This window comes from Phocaeicola dorei (genome assembly GCF_013009555.1).
Taxonomy (GTDB): Bacteria; Bacteroidota; Bacteroidia; order Bacteroidales; family Bacteroidaceae; genus Phocaeicola; species Phocaeicola dorei.
In genome coordinates this window covers 3320071-3339158 of record NZ_CP046176.1, presented here as the reverse complement: position 1 = coordinate 3339158, position 19088 = coordinate 3320071, and the positions used below count along the sequence as shown (strand labels likewise).

At 42.6% G+C, this 19088-nt stretch carries 11 protein-coding genes, 2 tRNA genes, 3 rRNA genes and 4 pseudogenes; 13 read left to right on the top strand and 7 right to left on the bottom strand.

The features are described 5' to 3' along the window. Positions 1-17 precede the first annotated feature (17 nt). A pseudogene (locus tag GKD17_RS23345) lies at positions 18-841 on the bottom strand (aldo/keto reductase). 223 nt (positions 842-1064) lie between these two features. Here GKD17_RS23345 and GKD17_RS23340 point away from each other — a divergent pair. From GKD17_RS23340 to GKD17_RS14105, 6 genes and pseudogenes are all read left to right on the top strand, one after another. Next, a complete protein-coding gene (locus GKD17_RS23340; protein WP_007832714.1) occupies positions 1065-1280 on the top strand; it encodes a hypothetical protein in 216 nt (71 codons plus the stop codon). Between the two features lie 216 nt (positions 1281-1496). Then, positions 1497-1736 carry an aldo/keto reductase gene (locus tag GKD17_RS23335; protein ID WP_250883822.1) on the top strand — a complete coding sequence of 80 codons (240 nt, stop codon included), beginning with the start codon at positions 1497-1499 and terminating at the stop codon, positions 1734-1736. Beyond that, a complete protein-coding gene (locus GKD17_RS23610; RefSeq protein WP_257220559.1) occupies positions 1733-1873 on the top strand; it encodes an aldo/keto reductase in 141 nt (46 codons plus the stop codon). Before GKD17_RS23335 ends, GKD17_RS23610 begins: the two co-directional genes overlap by 4 nt. Positions 1874-1954: 81 nt before the next feature. Further along, positions 1955-2200, top strand: coding sequence for a hypothetical protein (locus GKD17_RS23780; protein WP_157442401.1), 246 nt, complete (start codon positions 1955-1957; stop codon positions 2198-2200). Next, positions 2119-2385 (top strand): annotated as a pseudogene (locus tag GKD17_RS23775) (aldo/keto reductase). The gene GKD17_RS23780 and the pseudogene GKD17_RS23775 overlap by 82 nt, the downstream one beginning before the upstream one ends. 8 nt (positions 2386-2393) lie before the next feature. After that, positions 2394-3001, top strand: a pseudogene (locus tag GKD17_RS14105) (aldo/keto reductase). Between the two features lie 331 nt (positions 3002-3332). Here GKD17_RS14105 and GKD17_RS14100 read toward each other — a convergent pair. Continuing rightward, a complete protein-coding gene (locus tag GKD17_RS14100; protein WP_007832727.1) occupies positions 3333-3521 on the bottom strand; it encodes a hypothetical protein in 189 nt (62 codons plus the stop codon). A 164-nt stretch (positions 3522-3685) separates the two neighbouring features. Between GKD17_RS14100 and GKD17_RS14095 the strand changes: the two genes are divergently transcribed. After that, positions 3686-3871, top strand: a complete 186-nt coding sequence (locus tag GKD17_RS14095; RefSeq protein ID WP_232284560.1) for a helix-turn-helix domain-containing protein — start codon at positions 3686-3688, stop codon at positions 3869-3871. Positions 3872-4231: 360 nt separating this feature from the next. Next, positions 4232-4366 carry a hypothetical protein gene (locus GKD17_RS23325; RefSeq protein ID WP_007832731.1) on the top strand — a complete coding sequence of 45 codons (135 nt, stop codon included), beginning with the start codon at positions 4232-4234 and terminating at the stop codon, positions 4364-4366. A 296-nt stretch (positions 4367-4662) separates the two neighbouring features. Here the strand turns inward: GKD17_RS23325 and GKD17_RS14090 are convergent, their stop codons facing one another. Next, positions 4663-5091 (bottom strand): hypothetical protein, encoded by a 429-nt coding sequence (locus tag GKD17_RS14090; RefSeq protein WP_007832733.1) that lies wholly within the window; start codon positions 5089-5091, stop codon positions 4663-4665. 879 nt (positions 5092-5970) lie between these two features. Here GKD17_RS14090 and GKD17_RS14085 point away from each other — a divergent pair. The 5 genes from GKD17_RS14085 (at position 5971) to rrf (ending at position 11003) form a co-directional block, all read left to right on the top strand. Next, positions 5971-7502 (top strand): 16S ribosomal RNA (locus tag GKD17_RS14085). 131 nt (positions 7503-7633) lie between these two features. Next, a tRNA-Ile gene (locus tag GKD17_RS14080) sits at positions 7634-7707 on the top strand. A 15-nt stretch (positions 7708-7722) separates the two neighbouring features. Then, a tRNA-Ala gene (locus GKD17_RS14075) sits at positions 7723-7796 on the top strand. 129 nt (positions 7797-7925) lie between these two features. Further along, positions 7926-10814, top strand: a 23S ribosomal RNA gene (locus tag GKD17_RS14070). Positions 10815-10892: 78 nt separating this feature from the next. Further along, positions 10893-11003, top strand: a 5S ribosomal RNA gene (rrf, locus tag GKD17_RS14065). The 16S, 23S and 5S rRNA genes sit together here with 2 tRNA genes alongside, the layout of an rRNA operon. Positions 11004-11429: 426 nt before the next feature. Here the strand turns inward: rrf and coaW are convergent. The 4 genes and pseudogenes from coaW to GKD17_RS14045 all read right to left on the bottom strand — a co-directional run bounded on the left by coaW (position 11430) and on the right by GKD17_RS14045 (position 19002). Further along, positions 11430-12252, bottom strand: a pseudogene (gene coaW, locus GKD17_RS14060) (type II pantothenate kinase). 77 nt (positions 12253-12329) lie between these two features. Continuing rightward, positions 12330-14246 (bottom strand): sialate O-acetylesterase, encoded by a 1917-nt coding sequence (locus GKD17_RS14055; RefSeq protein WP_007833178.1) that lies wholly within the window; start codon positions 14244-14246, stop codon positions 12330-12332. A 37-nt stretch (positions 14247-14283) separates the two neighbouring features. Further along, a complete protein-coding gene (locus tag GKD17_RS14050; RefSeq protein WP_007833184.1) occupies positions 14284-14901 on the bottom strand; it encodes a phosphatase PAP2 family protein in 618 nt (205 codons plus the stop codon). 111 nt (positions 14902-15012) lie between these two features. Next, a complete protein-coding gene (locus tag GKD17_RS14045; RefSeq protein WP_007833185.1) occupies positions 15013-19002 on the bottom strand; it encodes a response regulator in 3990 nt (1329 codons plus the stop codon). Between the last annotated feature and the right edge of the window lie 86 nt (positions 19003-19088).

Here is a 19088-nt window from a genome sequence, read left to right as displayed (position 1 = left end):
GTAGTATTATTTTATCTCTATTCCATAAACATATGGGTGGTTTTAGCATCATAATGATCAAAAAAGAGGCTGTATCCCATGTCGAGTGTGGCGATGGTAGCCATATCTTCGTCTGTCAACTCAAAATTGGAAATGTCGGTGTTTTGTTGCATCCCTTCTATGTGAATCGATTTGGGGATGATGATGACGCCACGTTGGATTAACCAGCGCAGAGCGATCTGTACTATGCTTTTCCCATATTTGCTACCGATTTCGGCAAGTATTGAATTCGTGAAGAAACCGTTACGGCCCTCGGTGAGCGGTCTCCACGACATGATGCGTGTGCCGAACTCTTTTGCGGTTCAGTCTGTTGGTTGAATACGTGTGTTTCCACTTGATTCACAGCTGGAACAATCTCCATGTTGTTAGTGATATAGATAAAATGATCAGGGTAAAAATTTGAGACGCCTATGGCGCGAAGCTTTCCCTCCTTATATACTTTTTCCAGTGCGCGGTATGCACTGTATCAGTCACAGAACGGCTGATGCAGGAGCATTAGGTCAATGTGGTCGGTTTGTAAGCGGTCCAAACTTTTGTCGATAGAGGCTTTCACTTTTTTGTAACCGTAGTTGGAAATCCATATTTTTGATACGAGGAAAATCTCTTTGCAGTCGATATCACTTTTACGTATGGTATTACCTACACCTTCCTCATTGTGGTATGCTTGTGCTGTATCGATCATGCGATAACCGATCTATAAAGCACTGCTTATACAACGTTCGTATTCGTTCGGAGAAACTTGATAGACGCCATAACCTATCTGGGGCATTTCGACACCGTTATTCAATTTTATTGTATTCATATTCTTGTTATGATTGATTATTTTCTTCTACAAAATTACACTTTTTCTTTCAGGAAGTTGTTATATAAATTTCTGTTTCTATTGTTGTTTTTGCGGATAGAAGTAATTTTATATTCAAAAACTGAAAAAATGTAATTCAATCCGTATTTCTTGTAAAAATAACATAGGCAAGTCACGCTAATTTTGTACTGTGAAACTATTAAAAACAGATTAGAAATATAATATGGAGAAGAAGTTTATTGCAATGCTAGTGTGTGTGGCCTTGATGGGCTGCATCTTTGTTTCCGCACAGGATATTTGTAAAACTGTCGCTAATGTACCGATGGTACAATTCAATAATGGTGTGTTGATGCCGCAATTCGGTTTGGGAACTTTTATGCAATCATCCGGTTCTATATGTGAACAATCGTGCCTTACTGCTTTGAAGATCGGTTATTGACATATCGATACTGCTCATGCACAATGATGAAGCCGGAGTGGGACGAGCTGTAAAGGAGAGTGGTATTTCACGTGAGAAAATTTGGATTACCTCGAAACTTTGGCCGACCGAATATGGCGAAAGTAAGACATTAGAGGCTATAGATAAGATATTGGAACACATGCAATTGGATTTGTTCACCAGCCAGCCGGCGATTTTGTGGGTGCATGGCGTGATATGGGAAAAGTACGTGCATTGGGAATCAGTAATTTCGATGCAAATGACGAGGTGTTCGAGAAAATTATGATCGAATCGCGTGTAAAACCCGCAGTATTGCAGATCGAATGCCACTCTTACGCTCAACGGTTGGCCATACGCGACAAGGTAAAACCTTATGGTATTCACATTACTTGTTGGTTTCTGTTGGGTGGTGCGATGTCTAATGGTGCGTTGTTCAGTCTGTCATCCGATAAATAGCCAAGGTACATAGTAAATCTCCCGTCCAGATAATTCTTCGCTGGCATATTCAAGGAGATTTCTCTGTCATTCCCGGAGCATCGAACCTCGATTATATCAAGGAGAATATTGCTATTTTTCGATTTCGAACTGAATAACAAGAAAATGGAACAAATGTGTTCGCTCAATAAAGAAAAACGCTTTTTCAACGCTACGCAGGAAGAGGTGGAAAAGATGGTATGGAATACAGAACATTAGGACTGAGTGGATTGAGGATATCGCCCGTCGGTCTGGGCTGCATGGGTATGAGTCATGCCTACGGTGCGCCTGCCGATAAGTGTAAAATAACGGAACTATTGACCGATGCCGTAGATATGGGGTATACTTTTTTGACACGACCGAAATGTATGGTACACAGGACAGGTCGAATGGTAATGAAGAATTGTTGGGAAAAGCGTTGCAGTCGTTCCGCAACCAAATTGTGATAGCCTCAAAATTCGGCATATAGTTTGATGGTTTTGGCGTAGCCGGTACACATGTCGTGATTCCCGATTTGCAGCCTTCAGTTATCTACAGTTCGGTTGAAGGATCACTCCATCGTTTGCGTACTGATCGTATAGATCTGTATTATCAGCATCATATTGATCCGAAGGTTGAACCGGAGAAGTAGCAGGAGTGATGACCGATCTGATCCGTGATGGGAAAATCCTGCACTGGGGCATTTCAGAAGCTATTGAAGAGTATCTACGTCGCGCTCATGCAGTTTGTCCCGTTATTGCTGTGCAGAACCACTATTCGATGATGGCTCGCCAATACGAAAAATGTTCCCTCTCCTTGAAGAACTAGACATGGGCCTTGTGGCCTTCTCGCCACTTGCAAACGGGCTGCTTACGAAATGTTATACTGCTGAAACACGATTTGATGTTCGAATGGATTACCGTGTCGTTATGCCTCAATTCCAGATGAAGAGTTTTGAGCAGAATGAATCGTTGTTTTCTCTTATTGACCGTTTGGCGGAAAAATACCATGCCATCCCGTCGCAAATCGCGCTGTCATGGACGATGAACAAACGTCCATGGATTATACCTATTCTAGGAACGTGCCATCTGTGCCGGCTTAAAGAAAATGCTGGTGCTGCTGATGTGCACATGACTGATGAAAAAGTAAAGGAGATAGATATTGAACTTGAAATGATGGAGATGAGCGAAGTGTTTGGAGGATCGCCCATAAAAAATAACTATTCCATTATAGAATTGTTAAAAAATGTAAATGCAATGGCTTTATAGCAGCAGTCGCTTGAGATTCTGTATTTATGGTTATTTCTGTTTTTATTAAGCAAACGGTATAAAAGTATGGAAGAGTGTAAAGATATTATGGTAATCGATTGGGCTACCCGGATTCCGACCGATGCCGAAGAGGAGTATTTGTCACATTTGTTCTGTTTGGGAGGGGGATGTTGATATCGGTTCAACGGAATGGATTTTGAGTTGCATGCTGGCGATCTGTCGATTATCCGCAAGCGGAAAATGATTGAAAATATAGAAGTTTCAATGGATTTCTGTGCCAAGATTATCTATGTGAAGTCTGGATTTGTTGAACTATGTAACCTTAGAGCAATTATGGAATGAAAGGACAACTGGCCTTTTCCTCAACTCTGTCATGCACCTCTCGCTTGAACAGCAGATTGTCTGTCGTCGAGATCTTGAACTGCTTGAGTTGTGTATCAAGGATACTGAACATCGTTTCTACCGTGAAATGCTTATCAACGCCATGCAGACGGCTATCCTTGATTTTTTCGATTTTCATGCTCGTATCTATGATGAAAGCGACATTTCAACGCAGATGCCTCCATCATACATCGTTTCTTGAGAATGCTGGAGGATGGTACATACCGCGAACACAGGGAGGTATCTTATTATGTCGATTGTTTGTGCATTACGTCGAAATACTTGTCGGAAGTGTTAAAAAAGGTGAGCAGATATGCCGCCAACTATTGGATTAACCGTTATACAATATTTGATATTTCACGCCTGTTGAGTGATAAGTCATTGTCGTTCGTGCAGATTTCCGATATGTTCAGCTTCTCGTCACAAGCCTATCTCAGCCGTTATGTACAACAGAATCTCGGTTTCAATCCGACGGAGTACAGAACATAAATCTATTCAATCAGACGTTACTGATGATAGTTGGTAGCATTGCTGATATCTTATTATACAACGGAACAATGTTATAGCCGTGTCACGGGTACACAGGACAAGGAATTGACTTTTATTTCCGATGCAACACACATCAAAATCTACTACGTGCCGGAGTATGTGGGTACGGCAGTTAGGGGGGAATGGAGTTTTTCGACAAGGAGTTGTAACTTTTCGTTAACTTTTTCAAACACGACATATTGACTTATGTTGCGACAGATGAAGAATATGACAATCAATAGTTCAGCGTGATAGCATGTTTTCCCAATGATACTTCCGCACCAGAAACAGAACAGTTAACAATGCCCGAAAAGCTAGGAAGTGGAGAGAACTGGAGTGATTTCGATTATCCGGCTGAAAAAAGTAAGATGCTTGTGGCTTACTTCTCCGCGCAGGGACACACAAACTGTGGCCGAACGTATTGTGGAGCTTACCGGTGCAGATGTACTGCATTAAGGTTGCCGGACTGTATGCCGTCCATACAATGACAACAACTTGTTCCGGGGCTTATAACAATTTGTAATCAGGTATGTCTGATTTGCCCGATGTGGAAACGGTAGCGTAGTATTATATGATTTTTCGTTGATTCGTTTTGCTAGTGGTACCAACCTGTGTAGCCTATACATTTCTTGAGATATACGATTTGAAAGAGTGATTGGTGATGCTGTCGTTTCTTTTGGGAGGCTCTCGCTGACATTGTGCGAGGGGAAAACAGCATCCATCGTGGAAACCTCTGTAGACCGAATGACTTATCAGACTAGTAGATGCCTGTTTCTCCACCAGTACCATATAAATCGGGTACCGGTTGTAATTAGGGCTACTGACAATCCTGTATAAAATACAGCAATAAATGCTTCTGGTAGTACATGCAGGGTGCGTGTCAAGATACCTATGGTAATCATGAATCCCATGATAATCCACCCTTTTACATCGAAGAAAGAGAATGGACAATTCTTGGATTTCTTTTGAGATATGCGATGAGTATGTTTCTTGTAAAGTTTATGAAATATCAGACCAAAGAATAAAAGAAATACTATAGTGGCTTCACAGATTTTGAAGAACCAATAATGAGAATCGTTTATCCAGCAACTTATTCCAATACGCAAGATATTGATACCGGCTAAGAGCCAAACTATGCCTGCTGTAATAACTAATGTATTTTTTGTTACTCCGTATTTCATGTTAGCATTAAAAATAATGAGTAGCAAAGATACGTTTTTTTTAATGGATCATCTGATAGATGGATAGTTTTTTATTTGTAAACGGAGGAATAACACAGGTTTGTTTTTTTTTGTATAAAGAGAATTATAGAATTTACTTATTTATTGTTTTTGATTTCGTTCTTGCTTTAAATGGTGGTTTTGTTTTTTAGTGTGTTTGCAAGTTTGCCTTCCGTTTTTTTCTTTTTCCGTTTTTTCCGGCTTTTGTTTGCGTATTCGTTTTTTCCTTTTTCCGTTTTTGTTTACGCGCGTGCGAATATTATAATGTGTCTGTCTTTTTCCTCCCGTGTCCTCCGTTATAAAAACCTTCTTTGTAACACATCTGTGATTCAGCGTATTACAAAAAAGTTTCAGGGAATCCGGATAATTTGTCTTGTGAAAGTTTGCCTGTTAGCGTTAAAAGGTCTACTTTTGCACCCGCAATCGAGAGAGATGCGGCACTTCAGACAGTGTTACTGACTTGGTGAAACAAACGTGGGAGATTTCCTTGATAGTGATCTGCACCTGGTATCTTACCTTAGCGGGGCTAAGGGAGCGAGAACGGATAAGACCTCGGGAGGATGGATGGTCCGCCTTTTATGGAAGTTTCGAAAAAAACTTTCGAAAACATTTGGTGGTTACGATAAAATCTCTTACCTTTGCATCCGCTTTCGGAAACGATGGCAAACAGGAATAAGAGTTCTTTGAAAGATTTAAGATAAACAAACAAGTAGTACAAGCCGGTGCACCGTATATATGATATGGTGTACGGAAAAACAAGAACCGTCAATATTTTTATTGTATTGATAGATTTGGAGTCCTTGAGCGTAAAGTCAACTTAAGTGTTGAAAGAATATTTTTACAATGAAGAGTTTGATCCTGGCTCAGGATGAACGCTAGCTACAGGCTTAACACATGCAAGTCGAGGGGCAGCATGGTCTTAGCTTGCTAAGGCTGATGGCGACCGGCGCACGGGTGAGTAACACGTATCCAACCTGCCGTCTACTCTTGGCCAGCCTTCTGAAAGGAAGATTAATCCAGGATGGGATCATGAGTTCACATGTCCGCATGATTAAAGGTATTTTCCGGTAGACGATGGGGATGCGTTCCATTAGATAGTAGGCGGGGTAACGGCCCACCTAGTCAACGATGGATAGGGGTTCTGAGAGGAAGGTCCCCCACATTGGAACTGAGACACGGTCCAAACTCCTACGGGAGGCAGCAGTGAGGAATATTGGTCAATGGGCGATGGCCTGAACCAGCCAAGTAGCGTGAAGGATGACTGCCCTATGGGTTGTAAACTTCTTTTATAAAGGAATAAAGTCGGGTATGCATACCCGTTTGCATGTACTTTATGAATAAGGATCGGCTAACTCCGTGCCAGCAGCCGCGGTAATACGGAGGATCCGAGCGTTATCCGGATTTATTGGGTTTAAAGGGAGCGTAGATGGATGTTTAAGTCAGTTGTGAAAGTTTGCGGCTCAACCGTAAAATTGCAGTTGATACTGGATGTCTTGAGTGCAGTTGAGGCAGGCGGAATTCGTGGTGTAGCGGTGAAATGCTTAGATATCACGAAGAACTCCGATTGCGAAGGCAGCCTGCTAAGCTGCAACTGACATTGAGGCTCGAAAGTGTGGGTATCAAACAGGATTAGATACCCTGGTAGTCCACACGGTAAACGATGAATACTCGCTGTTTGCGATATACGGCAAGCGGCCAAGCGAAAGCGTTAAGTATTCCACCTGGGGAGTACGCCGGCAACGGTGAAACTCAAAGGAATTGACGGGGGCCCGCACAAGCGGAGGAACATGTGGTTTAATTCGATGATACGCGAGGAACCTTACCCGGGCTTAAATTGCACTCGAATGATCCGGAAACGGTTCAGCTAGCAATAGCGAGTGTGAAGGTGCTGCATGGTTGTCGTCAGCTCGTGCCGTGAGGTGTCGGCTTAAGTGCCATAACGAGCGCAACCCTTGTTGTCAGTTACTAACAGGTGATGCTGAGGACTCTGACAAGACTGCCATCGTAAGATGTGAGGAAGGTGGGGATGACGTCAAATCAGCACGGCCCTTACGTCCGGGGCTACACACGTGTTACAATGGGGGGTACAGAGGGCCGCTACCACGCGAGTGGATGCCAATCCCTAAAACCCCTCTCAGTTCGGACTGGAGTCTGCAACCCGACTCCACGAAGCTGGATTCGCTAGTAATCGCGCATCAGCCACGGCGCGGTGAATACGTTCCCGGGCCTTGTACACACCGCCCGTCAAGCCATGGGAGCCGGGGGTACCTGAAGTGCGTAACCGCGAGGATCGCCCTAGGGTAAAACTGGTGACTGGGGCTAAGTCGTAACAAGGTAGCCGTACCGGAAGGTGCGGCTGGAACACCTCCTTTCTGGAGAGGATCCAAAGTAAAGGTTTTTGTTTTTGTACTGCTGTTGTTGTTTATTCAAGATATGATTCCGTATTAAGACGGAAGAGAGAAAGTAAGAAGCCGGGTCTAATGAAACAGACTAGGTTGAACTTAGTCCTATAGCTCAGTTGGTTAGAGCGCTACACTGATAATGTAGAGGTCGGCAGTTCAACTCTGCCTGGGACTACGAATCTTGAGATTCGGGGGATTAGCTCAGCTGGCTAGAGCATCTGCCTTGCACGCAGAGGGTCAACGGTTCGAATCCGTTATTCTCCACTCCATCAGAGACGTAAGATACGAAGATGACCGATCTATGACATATTGTACAAGCAAACAGTAATTTTAGTAGTAAAGAGCTGAAAGTATATATCATCCCGCTGGCACGCAAGTGTGGGCGAATGAATAAGGAAAGTAAAGAAGGGCGCATGGCGGATGCCTTGGCTCTCGGAGGCGATGAAGGACGTGATAAGCTGCGATAAGCTCCGGGGAGGTGCAAATAACCTTTGATCCGGGGATTTCCGAATGGGACAACCCGGCGTGTTGAAGACACGCCACCTGATCATTTCAGGAGCTAACGCAGGGAACTGAAACATCTTAGTACCTGCAGGAAAAGAAAATAACAATGATTCCCCCAGTAGTGGCGAGCGAACGGGGAATAGCCCAAACCGTTCATGTTACGGCATGATCGGGGTTGTAGGACTACGTCGTTGCATGAAGACATCGGAGAAGAACTTTCTGGAAAGAAAGACCATAGAGCATGACAGTTGCGTATTCGTATGTTGTCGAAGCATAGTAGTATCCTGAGTAGCGCGGAGCACGAGGAATTCTGCGTGAATCTGCCGGGACCATCCGGTAAGGCTAAATACTCCCGAGAGACCGATAGCGAACCAGTACCGTGAGGGAAAGGTGAAAAGCACTTCGAACAGAAGAGTGAAATAGTTCCTGAAACCGTGCGCCTACAAGCGGTCGGAGCTGCTTAAAGCAGTGACGGCGTGCCTTTTGCATAATGAACCTACGAGTTGCCTTTGCCGGCAAGGTTAAGTGTGACGACACACGTATCCGAAGCGAAAGCGAGTCTGAAGAGGGCGTATAGTCGGCAGTGGCAGACGCGAAACCAAGTGATCTACCCTTGGCCAGGTTGAAGGCTGGGTAACACCAGCTGGAGGACCGCACCAATAAGCGTTGAAAAGCTTCTGGATGAGCTGAGGGTAGGGGTGAAAGGCTAATCAAACTTGGAGATAGCTCGTACTCCCCGAAATGCATTTAGGTGCAGCCTTGTGGGTTACTGATGTGAGGTAGAGCGACTGATAAGATGCGAGGGCTTCACCGCCTATCAAGTCTTGACAAACTCCGAATGCGCATCAGTTTTACCTCAGGAGTGAGGGCATGGGTGCTAAGGTCCGTGCCCGAGAGGAGAAGAATCCGGACCACCTGCTAAGGTCCCGAAATGACAGCTAAGTTAAACTAACGAAGTCTGACTGCTAAGACAGCTAGGATGTTGGCTTGGAAGCAGCCATTCATTTAAAGAGTGCGTAACAGCTCACTAGTCGAGGAGTCTGGCGTGGATAATAATCGGGTATTAAGTTGTCTACCGAAGCAGTGGGATCATTGAAATGATCGGTAGGGGAGCATTCCAGTCAGCGTCGAAGGCGTACCGCGAGGTATTCTGGAGCGTCTGGAAAAGCAAATGTAGGTATAAGTAACGATAAAGGGGGCGGGAAACCCCCTCGCCGAAAGACTAAGGTTTCCTGATCAACGCTAATCGGATCAGGGTAAGTCGGGTCCTAAGGCTCAGCCGAAGGGCGATGCCGATGGCAGAAACGGTTAATATTCCGTTACTACCTCCAGGAGTGATGTGGAGACGCAGTAGTGACAATGCCGCCATCTGACGGAATAGATGGTTGAAGGGTGTAGATGTTGATCTTGGCAGGCAAATCCACCATGAGAATCGAACCTGATAGTATGCCGCGTCCCTCGGGACAAGGCAATAGTGCATGTAATCATGCTGCCAAGAAAATCCGCTAAACTAAATCCTGTAGGTACCCGTACCGTAAACGGACACACGTAGTCGGGATGAATATTCTAAGGCGCTTGAGTGATTCACGGTTAAGGAACTAGGCAAACTGACCCTGTAACTTCGGGATAAAGGGTCCCTACCCGGTGACGGGAGGGCGCAGAGAATAGGTCCAGGCAACTGTTTAACAAAAACACAGGGCTGTGCTAAATCGAAAGATCCTGTATACAGCCTGACACCTGCCCGGTGCTGGAAGGTTAAGAGGAGACGTCATCGTTGAGAGAAGCGTTGAATTGAAGCCCCAGTAAACGGCGGCCGTAACTATAACGGTCCTAAGGTAGCGAAATTCCTTGTCGGGTAAGTTCCGACCTGCACGAATGGTGTAATGATCTGGACGCTGTCTCAACCGTGAGCTCAGTGAAATTGTAGTATCGGTGAAGATGCCGATTACCCGCGATGGGACGAAAAGACCCCGTGAACCTTTACTATAGCTTATCATTGAATCTGGGCACGTGATGTGTAGGATAGGTCGGAGGCTTTGAAGGGGGTACGCCAGTATCCTTGGAGCCGCTGTTGAAATACGACCCTTCATTTGTTTGGATTCTAACCCGTGTATATGGGGACACTGATTGGTGGGTAGTTTGACTGGGGTGGTCGCCTCCAAAAGCGTAACGGAGGCTTCTAAAGGTGCCCTCACGGCGATTGGTAACCGCCGTTAGAGTGTAATGGCATAAGGGCGCTTGACTGGGAGACTGACAAGTCGATCAGGTAGGAAACTAGAGCATAGTGATCCGGTGTTTCCGTATGGAAGGGACATCGCTCAAAGGATAAAAGGTACTCCGGGGATAACAGGCTGATCCCTCCCAAGAGCTCATATCGACGGAGTGGTTTGGCACCTCGATGTCGGCTCGTCACATCCTGGGGCTGGAGAAGGTCCCAAGGGTTGGGCTGTTCGCCCATTAAAGTGGCACGCGAGCTGGGTTCAGAACGTCGTGAGACAGTTCGGTCTCTATCTATCGTGGGCGTATGAAATTTGCGTGGCTCTGACACTAGTACGAGAGGACCGTGTTGGACAGACCTCTGGTTTACCGGTTGTGCCGCCAGGTGCATTGCCGGGTATCTAAGTCTGGATCGGATAAGTGCTGAAAGCATCTAAGTACGAAGCCGGCCACAAGATTAGATTTCTGAGGGTCGTTGTAGACTACGACGTTGATAGGATGCAGGTGTAAAGGTAGAGATACCAAAGCCGAGCATTACTAATTGCCCGTCCACTTTCCTTATATTTAGGATGGTGTATACGTTCGGTTATTACTACAGGATAAGATAACGCTGATGGCTTGTCGATATGTCGCCCTTATTCAGGTGGCTATAGCACAAGGGTTCCACCTCTTCCCATTCCGAACAGAGAAGTTAAGCCTTGTCACGCCGATGGTACTGCGTCACAGTGGGAGAGTAGGTAGCTGCCGTTTTTGATTGAAGCCTCCGGACTTGAAGAAGTTCCGGAGGCTTTTTTTTGCATATGCACGCATGTGGCGGAGTCTAGTAACGGAAATAATCCTATGTTCTGTAACATGAATATGGTATATTTTTCTCTTTTTGCAGTACTTTTAGTGTAAATTCTATCATTAAATTCTTTTTCTATCATTGATTTTTGTACTTTTGGGCTATTCTTTTTGAATTTATTGAAGAAAGAAAGTGTTAAACTCAAAAAAATAAGAAGTTTTGCTTGACACTCATGTTTTAGGGATATTTATTGAATCTCCCACTTTAGAAGATCAGTGAGAGATGCACTTTCTTCTTCGTTAAGTTGGAAAACCTTGGGTTCCGAATTATGCTGTTATACTTTTAGCATAACAATATAAAGGAGTTAAGAACAGTACTGTCTGTTCTCTTTCTTATTTATATGTATAAGCTAGTGCTGCTCCCAATGCCGTGCGATATTCTGCATATTCGGGTATCCAAATGGCATTGATACATTTTTTCCATAACTGGGAATATTTCTTTGCATTGTGGCATTTTGGTCAAATTACCTATCAGGACAAAATCTTTGATATGGCTATTCAGTGCTGCTAATATGACAGATTGTCCTATCGATTGTAATACCATATGAATGATTCCCGCTGCTACATCTTCCATAGAGGCATTTGAGCTTGCTTTGCCAAATGTGGAAGCGGTGGCATCCAAAGGAAGTCCCGGTAGAGGAGTGTTGCAAATATCCTTGATTTGCAAATCAATATTTTCTATTACACCTTTCTCTGCCATCTTCACCACTTGATGAATATTCTGTGTTTTTAACAACAGGCAGGATAATCCTTGAATGGTTCCTCCACCAATACCTATACCACCTATGTGAGATATATTTTCACCTCCTTCCACTTTTACAAAAGAGGTGCCGGTACCCATGCTTACTACAATAAGGTCTTGTAGTTGGGAGTCATAGTGAGCTCCAAGGCCGTTTGCTAGAAACTCATCCGTATGATCAGTAGAGAGTCCATATAATGGTTGGTTTACGTAAGCACTTCCCACTCCTGTCAACATGACTTTATCAATGTCGTTTAAGCTGATTCCATTATCATATATGTATTTGCCAAAAGCACCGAATAACGAAGTGATAGGATCTTCGGCTTTTACAATCATAGGATGTTTTATGCCTTCTTTATCCACACCTATTATTTTGGTGGTACTTCCGCCTACGTCTATACCTATTACCATTCCCATTGTTTTTCTTTGTTTATTCTAAAAGAGTGCAAATATACAGGAATTATCTAAGTGTTTATTCATATAGCTTGCGATAATTACCAATTATCTGTTCGGAATGGGGCTACTGGCAGACCTGATGCTCCGAATAAAGCACCGTCAGTATGGTTGGCCCAATTGTATCTCACGGCTACAGGATGAGGTACATCGGGTGATTGTACAATTATTTCTTTCTTTTTTACTGTTACTGTTGCCGGATAAAAAATCCTATCTGTACCTGCAATTATAAATCCGCGTACTGGATCGGGATGCAGGAATCCTTTTCCTAGATTTTCAAAATGGATACGAAGGGTATTTCCTTCGATGCTGTAGCTTTTGTAAACCGGATATTGAGGCATTTTTCTTTTTCCGTAGGTTTGTTTTAATGCTAGCTGTGATAGGCGAAGACCTGTTTCCAGAGTGCTTTGGAAGGTATTGCTTTTTCCTTTTCCAATATCGGTGGTTACTACCATGCCTGTATGATTCAAGTGTAAAGCCTGTGCTTGTGCTTCACGTATGGCCGCCCAGTCTGAATCATCTTGTATTTCTTCTTTTTTCCCATGATTGGACAGTTGTACAAAGTAGAAAGGCATTTGTGGTTTCTGCCACTTATCGCGCCAGTCGGCTATCAATGACATGAATAAGTCTGCATATTCATCGCTGCTTCCCAAATTACTTTTTCCTTGATGCCATACAATACCTTGAAGAGGGAAAAAAGTAAGCGGATGTATCATCGCATTGAATAATCCTGTGGGATACTTAGGGTTACTTTCTGGTGAAATGGGTATAGGGGGGATTCCACTTAATGAGAGACCAGACAGGTATTTCCATTCTCCTGCCAATGAGATAAGATTCTTGCCTTGTATACTTAGTTTCATGTCTTCTGGACGGCCATATATTCCTCCTTTGCTTTTGTAATTGGTCACACGTATGGTCAGTACAGCCTTTCCGCGTTTTACCAGCTTATAGGGAATTTTGTAACAGCAGGACACATCGGCTTTTGTGTTTCGTCCTATTTCAGTCCCGTTATAATATACAATGCTTTCATCGGCAATGTTCCCCAAATTTATTGTGATATTTTTTCTAGTCCAGTTACGTGGAATATCTATCGTTTTTCTGAACCATACTACTCCATCGAAGTCTTTCATTCCCTTATCTTCCCAGTATCCCGGAAGTTCCATTGTTTTCCAGTTTTCATCCGAATAATCAGGTTCCGCCCATACTTGATGGTCAACGCACCATCCCATATCGTGTTCGTAAAGAGCTTGATACCACTTTTCTCTTTTACGGGCATATTCTGCTTCTATTTTTTCAGGATTGAACTCCAAGGATTCAAGCATTTCTGTTTCTTTGTTGTAGCTTGGCAGGTCTTCTAACGCATCATAACTGGCCCATGCTTCTGCAGGAGTATCTTTCCAGGTACAACTTATTATACCCACGGGTACTTTCAGAGTCTTTTGTAACTGGCTGGCAAAAAAATATCCCACTGCAGGGAATCCGGTTATGTTTTTGGAGGTGCATTCTTTCCAACCTTCTTGTGTAGTGTGTAAATCTTTCTTGGGAACTAAGGAGATTTCTTTCTTTGTCTGGAACAGACGGATATAAGGTTGGGGGGCTATATCTATGGGAGTTTCTGTTTCACATTCTCCTGTATACAACCATATTTCACCAATTAAAATATTTTGCAGTATGTGTTTATCCCCGTCCGAAATGATGATTTCATAAGGACCTCCGGCAGATGGGGTAGGAATTTCTATTCTCCAATTTCCTTCTTTGTCAGGTGATGTCGTATAGGGATGCTTACTCCATCCTGTTGTTATTATCACTTCTTTTTTTGTGGATGAATGGCCATGGAAAATGACATTTGATTTTTGTTGTAATATCATATTGTCTGTGAATAATGCAGGCAGTGTTACTTTGGCTTCTGTCATACAAAACGCCATTAACATTCCTAATAAGATCATTTGTTTTTTCATGAGTGCTAAATTTGTTGTGTTATCAGGCTTATGGTATCTATTTATGCTGGATAAGTCCCCGGTCTTTGAATATGAGTTGTACCAGACGGAAAGCCAAATCTGTAAGCAATATTCCCAAGGCGGCACCAATGATGACATCAAACAGCCAGTGACGGTTATTCAGAATACGGGTAAACCCTGTTACTATAGCTGCTGCGTATGCTACTAATCCTATCCAATATCCTTTGAACCCATATTCCTTATACAATAAGGTAGCTGCCATAAATGCTGCTGCCGTATGTCCGGAAGGAAAAGAGAAATAATTTGTGGCATCCGGGCGAAGCACTCCGGTGGTGAGTTTTAATCCGTTTACTACCAGCTGTGTCAGTATGACTGACAGGACTATGAAAGTGAACAACCGTTTCCATCCGAAACGACCTCTTATTCCTCCCAATTTTAGTCCGAATAGAAGTATGAGTGGAAAAAGTTGCAGATAATTGTCATAAGTTTGATGGAAAGCCGGAACGTGTATATTACGCAAATTACGTATGTATAGATTTGCATTCTCGAAAAAATGGGAGAATGTTCCGCTTCCGTCTTGCAAATACACTGCAATAACAAGTAATACAGCTATGTAAAACGTGATGATTGCCATCGTTTTAATTTTTCCTATCATAAGTCAGTTTATTAAGTACTACGGATGAATGCCCCGAAAGTACTCATTTTCTCTTTTATCTATTAATGTGTTAATGATAAATTTTGTTCAAAATAAGTTTCTTTAGGACTCTTATGGTTTAGCCGGTTCTTCCTTCATTTCCCCTTTGCTATATCCGCTGGGACTTATTTTATAGTATTTTTTGAATACTTCGCGGAAATATTTTACATCATTAAACCCGGTCATATCTGATATCTCGGATATATTATACTGTCCTTCGGATAGTAATTGTGCTGCCCGTTTCAGTCGGATCAGGCGGATATAGTCTGCCGGAGCTTGATCTGTCAATGCTTTCAGTTTATTGTAGAAACTGGAACGGCTCATGTTTTGTGAAGCACAGAGTGACTCCACATTGAAACTTGAATTGTCTAGATTTTCAGTTATTGTTTCTTTCACTGCTTCTAGGAACTGTTGGTCCAATGTGTTGCTATAATTTATGGAAATACTGTCATTATGTAACTCCATATCTGCATATTTGCGGCGAAGGAGTGCACGGTTAGTCAGTATGTTGGCTATAGATGCTTTTAGTATTCCTATATTAAAAGGTTTTATTAGGTATTTGTCCGCACCTGTTTCTAATCCTTCAACGATATTCTTTTCATCATTTAATGCTGTTAGCAGAATTACAGGGATATGAGACGTCAGTATATTATTTTTGATAGCAGAACACAATTCGTCTCCTCGCATTTCGGGCATCATAATGTCTGATAATACTAAATCAGGTTTAAATTCAGGGATAATTTTTAAGGCTTCTTTGCCATTGGTACACGTTTCCACTTGATAAGCTTCGGATAAAGTATGAAACAGATATTCGCGTAGATCGTCATTGTCTTCCACAACCAGGATACGCTGTGTATTTTGAACATGCTGCCGATACAGATCTTTATAAGTATGGGGAGAGACTGCACTAGGAGATACTGGTGCCACGTTTTCTTGTTGTACCGTTTCTGTCGGGACCTGTTGGTTTCGGAATTGTTTTTGGGGGAAGATAACCTTTACACGGGTACCTTTATTCTCTACGCTTTCTATGCTGATCTTTCCTTTATGAATACGTACTAGTTTCCATACTAACATCAGTCCGATTCCACTGCCTGTAATTTTTGCATTGATGGCATTGCTGCCCCTGAAATGTAACTTGAATAACTTTTTTTGTTCTTTGGCAGGAATCCCGATGCCCGTGTCTGTAATCTCCAGGCTCCAGTTGTCCTTGTCATGGCAGATGATAATGTGTACCTCACCGTGGGCGGGAGTATATTTGATAGCATTTGAAATCAAGTTTTTTGTGATCGAGTCCATTTTTTCTTTGTCGAACCATACATTTTGATATTCAAAGTTGCTTTTGTAGTCGAGTTTGATCTGTTTGGCTTCTGCATAACTATAAAAGGCATGGCATATTCCTTCCATATAGGTATTAAGTTCATGTTCCGATATACGGAGGGAGGAGGAGTATACATTAGCTTTGCTGAAGTTTATCAGATTAGTGGTGAGGCGTAGCAAGGTGTCCACGTTCTTCATCGCTGTAAGCATATTGGCCTGACTTTCTTCACTTAAATTTTCTTTTTGTTGAATTTCTTCCAAAGGTGCCTTTATTAGTGTCAGCGGAGTACGGATATCATGCGCTGTATTGATAAAGAACCGAGTTCTTTCATCCGAGGCCTTCTTTTCTCTGCGCATGGAATGCAGGCGGAAAATGACGTATGTTACTGAAGTGATAGTCAGGACATAAATACAAATAGCCCAAAAACTGAGCCACACGGGATGTGCTACAGTAATTTTCAATATCCGCTCCTGCAACACGTGTTTATTATCCTCTTTAGAAACGGAACGTACACGCAGTGTATAGGTACCGGGAGCAACATTAGTGAATCGGATAGTCCCTTCGTCACTTGGAGTAGTCCAACCGTCGTAGAATCCTTCCAACTGCCAGGTATATAGTATGTCCGACGGATAATCGTAATTGATAGAGGATACTCGGATAGAAAATGTATTTTGCATATATTTCAGATTCAATTTCTCTATTTGGTCGATATCTTTAGTCAGAGGAGAGTTTGGATCATTAGGATATACAGTTTGGTAGAAAATATGGAAGTCGCTGAATATCATATGTGAATCTCCAGTTTGGGGCATTTCTATGTTTTGGGGGAATTCCAGTGCACCATCTGTACTTCCGAATACAGTGTTCCCATTGGCACGTAGTACACCAGAGCCGGCATTGAAACAGGTGGACATCAACCCTTGTCCGCGAGTCCAGTTGCGGAACTGGCGGTTAGTAGGCGAGAAAATACTGATACCATTTTCGGTACTCATCAAGATATTCCCGTCTTTTGTGGGTAGAATAACATAAATGCTGTTTGATACTAACGGGCTGTTTTCTGTGTGGTAATGGGCGCTGATTGATTCTTTTACCGGATCATAAGTAAATAGTCCGGAGCCACTGGTGCCAATGTAGAGTAAACCATTGTTTTCTTGGTGTAACGTATAAATGTAGGTTGCTCCACCGGGCAGATGTATTTCATTGTATTTACCCGAATTCCGGTCCAGTAGAAAAAGATTGGTGGAGGTACCTATCCACATAGATGTACTATCCTTTTCTTCAATGGCAGTGACGGACCCTAGTCCGGGATAAAGACGTCCTTGGCGTGTCTTTAGATTAAAGCATTTCAGATTATAATATCCTCCGGACCATATGCACCCGTATCTGTCCTTTTTAATGTCGCGTATGTATTTGTCGGCACGTACATTCAGATGGAAAGATTGGGCAGGGGTGAGGTATTCTATGTTTCCGTTTTTCTTGGTAATCTGGAAAATGCCCGATGCATATCCTCCGGCCCATATAATACCCGGAGAAACTTCGCATAAAGTGATAAAAATGCGGTTCTGATTTTTTAGTCCGTGATTGAAAGAGCTTAGAAAAGAACGCCATTGCTTTTGCTTTGAATCGTATAAGCTGATGCCGTTGCTTGTTCCAAACCACAGATCCCCGTCACTATCTTCTATAATAGAGTTTACTTGGTTGTTTACTAGTGACTGCCGGTTGCCAATAGAGTGCTTTATCCAGTTGTAGTTGGTATATTGGTTGTTGCGGACGGTAATTCCTGTAGGATAGCTAGACAGCCAGATACGCTGCTCGTTGTCTACATATACATCATTGATAATGTTCCCGTCCATTTCGTTGTAACTACCATAATTTGCAATGATATAAGGTTCGGTTTCATAGGTATCTATGTTTAATTTGTGCACTCCTGCTCCTTCAGTGGCTACTAATAATTCCTTTGTGTTCAAGGGACTGAGCCGTGTAATATTCACATCTGTTAGTTCTACTTCGGGACGTACAATTTTCTGGATATTTAAGTCATATATATAGACTCCCTTTTCAAAAGTGCCTATAAATAGTTTGTTGGCTGTACGGTGTAGATATAATTCGTGTACGTGCATATCCATCATTTCCAGTTTGCCGCAGGAGAGTTCTTTCAAATTCCCGTTTTCCAGTTTTACCAGATAGATTCTTTTGTCTGTACCTATAAAAAAATGTTCACTGTTTATCTGTTCTATGCAGGTGATATTTCCCAGCCGGTTAGAAATTCTTTGCTTTTGTCCGGATTCTATGTTAAAAAGGTGGATAGCCGATTTGCCGCACAACCATACGTTACTCTCCTGGTCTATATAACTATATCTCACGAAAGCATGGTAGTCCTTGTTCCAGTAATTGTACATACTGTATATCTGTACAAAACGATCGTGTCCTGAATCATAACGGAAAATTCTGCCTTGTTTTCCTGTGACCAGCAGTGTACCTGTTTTATCTAAATAAGTCCAGTTTATATTCAATAACGGGTCTAGCTCCCTGTCGCCTTCTTTTAATTTATAATGTTTTATTTCTTTTCCGTTATATCGGTCTATTCCCACATGGGTGAGGAACCACATGTATCCACGCGCGTCTTTTTGAATTCTGTATATTTTCTGATTACTTAGTCCTTCTTCTATACCAATATATTTATAAGTCTGCGATGAGACGGCTAATGACAATAGCAAAAAAATGAGACTTGCGATAGTAGCTTTCATAAAACTCTTTATTCTAAATCTTTTCCTTTTCAAAAAACAGTAACAAATTTAAGATAAAAAAATCATAGGACTAGTAATTTGATATG

Excerpts from the sequence above, each read along its gene's own strand:
- GKD17_RS23340 (WP_007832714.1), top strand. The coding sequence starts at position 1,065 with ATGGAGAAGAAGTTTATTGCAATGCTAGTGTGTGTGGCCTTGATGGGC.
- GKD17_RS14045 (WP_007833185.1), bottom strand. The coding sequence starts at position 19,002 with ATGAAAGCTACTATCGCAAGTCTCATTTTTTTGCTATTGTCATTAGCC.
- GKD17_RS14050 (WP_007833184.1), bottom strand. The coding sequence starts at position 14,901 with ATGATAGGAAAAATTAAAACGATGGCAATCATCACGTTTTACATAGCT.
- GKD17_RS14090 (WP_007832733.1), bottom strand. The coding sequence starts at position 5,091 with ATGAAATACGGAGTAACAAAAAATACATTAGTTATTACAGCAGGCATA.
- GKD17_RS23335 (WP_250883822.1), top strand. The coding sequence starts at position 1,497 with ATGGGAAAAGTACGTGCATTGGGAATCAGTAATTTCGATGCAAATGAC.
- GKD17_RS14055 (WP_007833178.1), bottom strand. The coding sequence starts at position 14,246 with ATGAAAAAACAAATGATCTTATTAGGAATGTTAATGGCGTTTTGTATG.
- GKD17_RS23780 (WP_157442401.1), top strand. The coding sequence starts at position 1,955 with ATGGAATACAGAACATTAGGACTGAGTGGATTGAGGATATCGCCCGTC.
- GKD17_RS14100 (WP_007832727.1), bottom strand. The coding sequence starts at position 3,521 with ATGAAAATCGAAAAAATCAAGGATAGCCGTCTGCATGGCGTTGATAAG.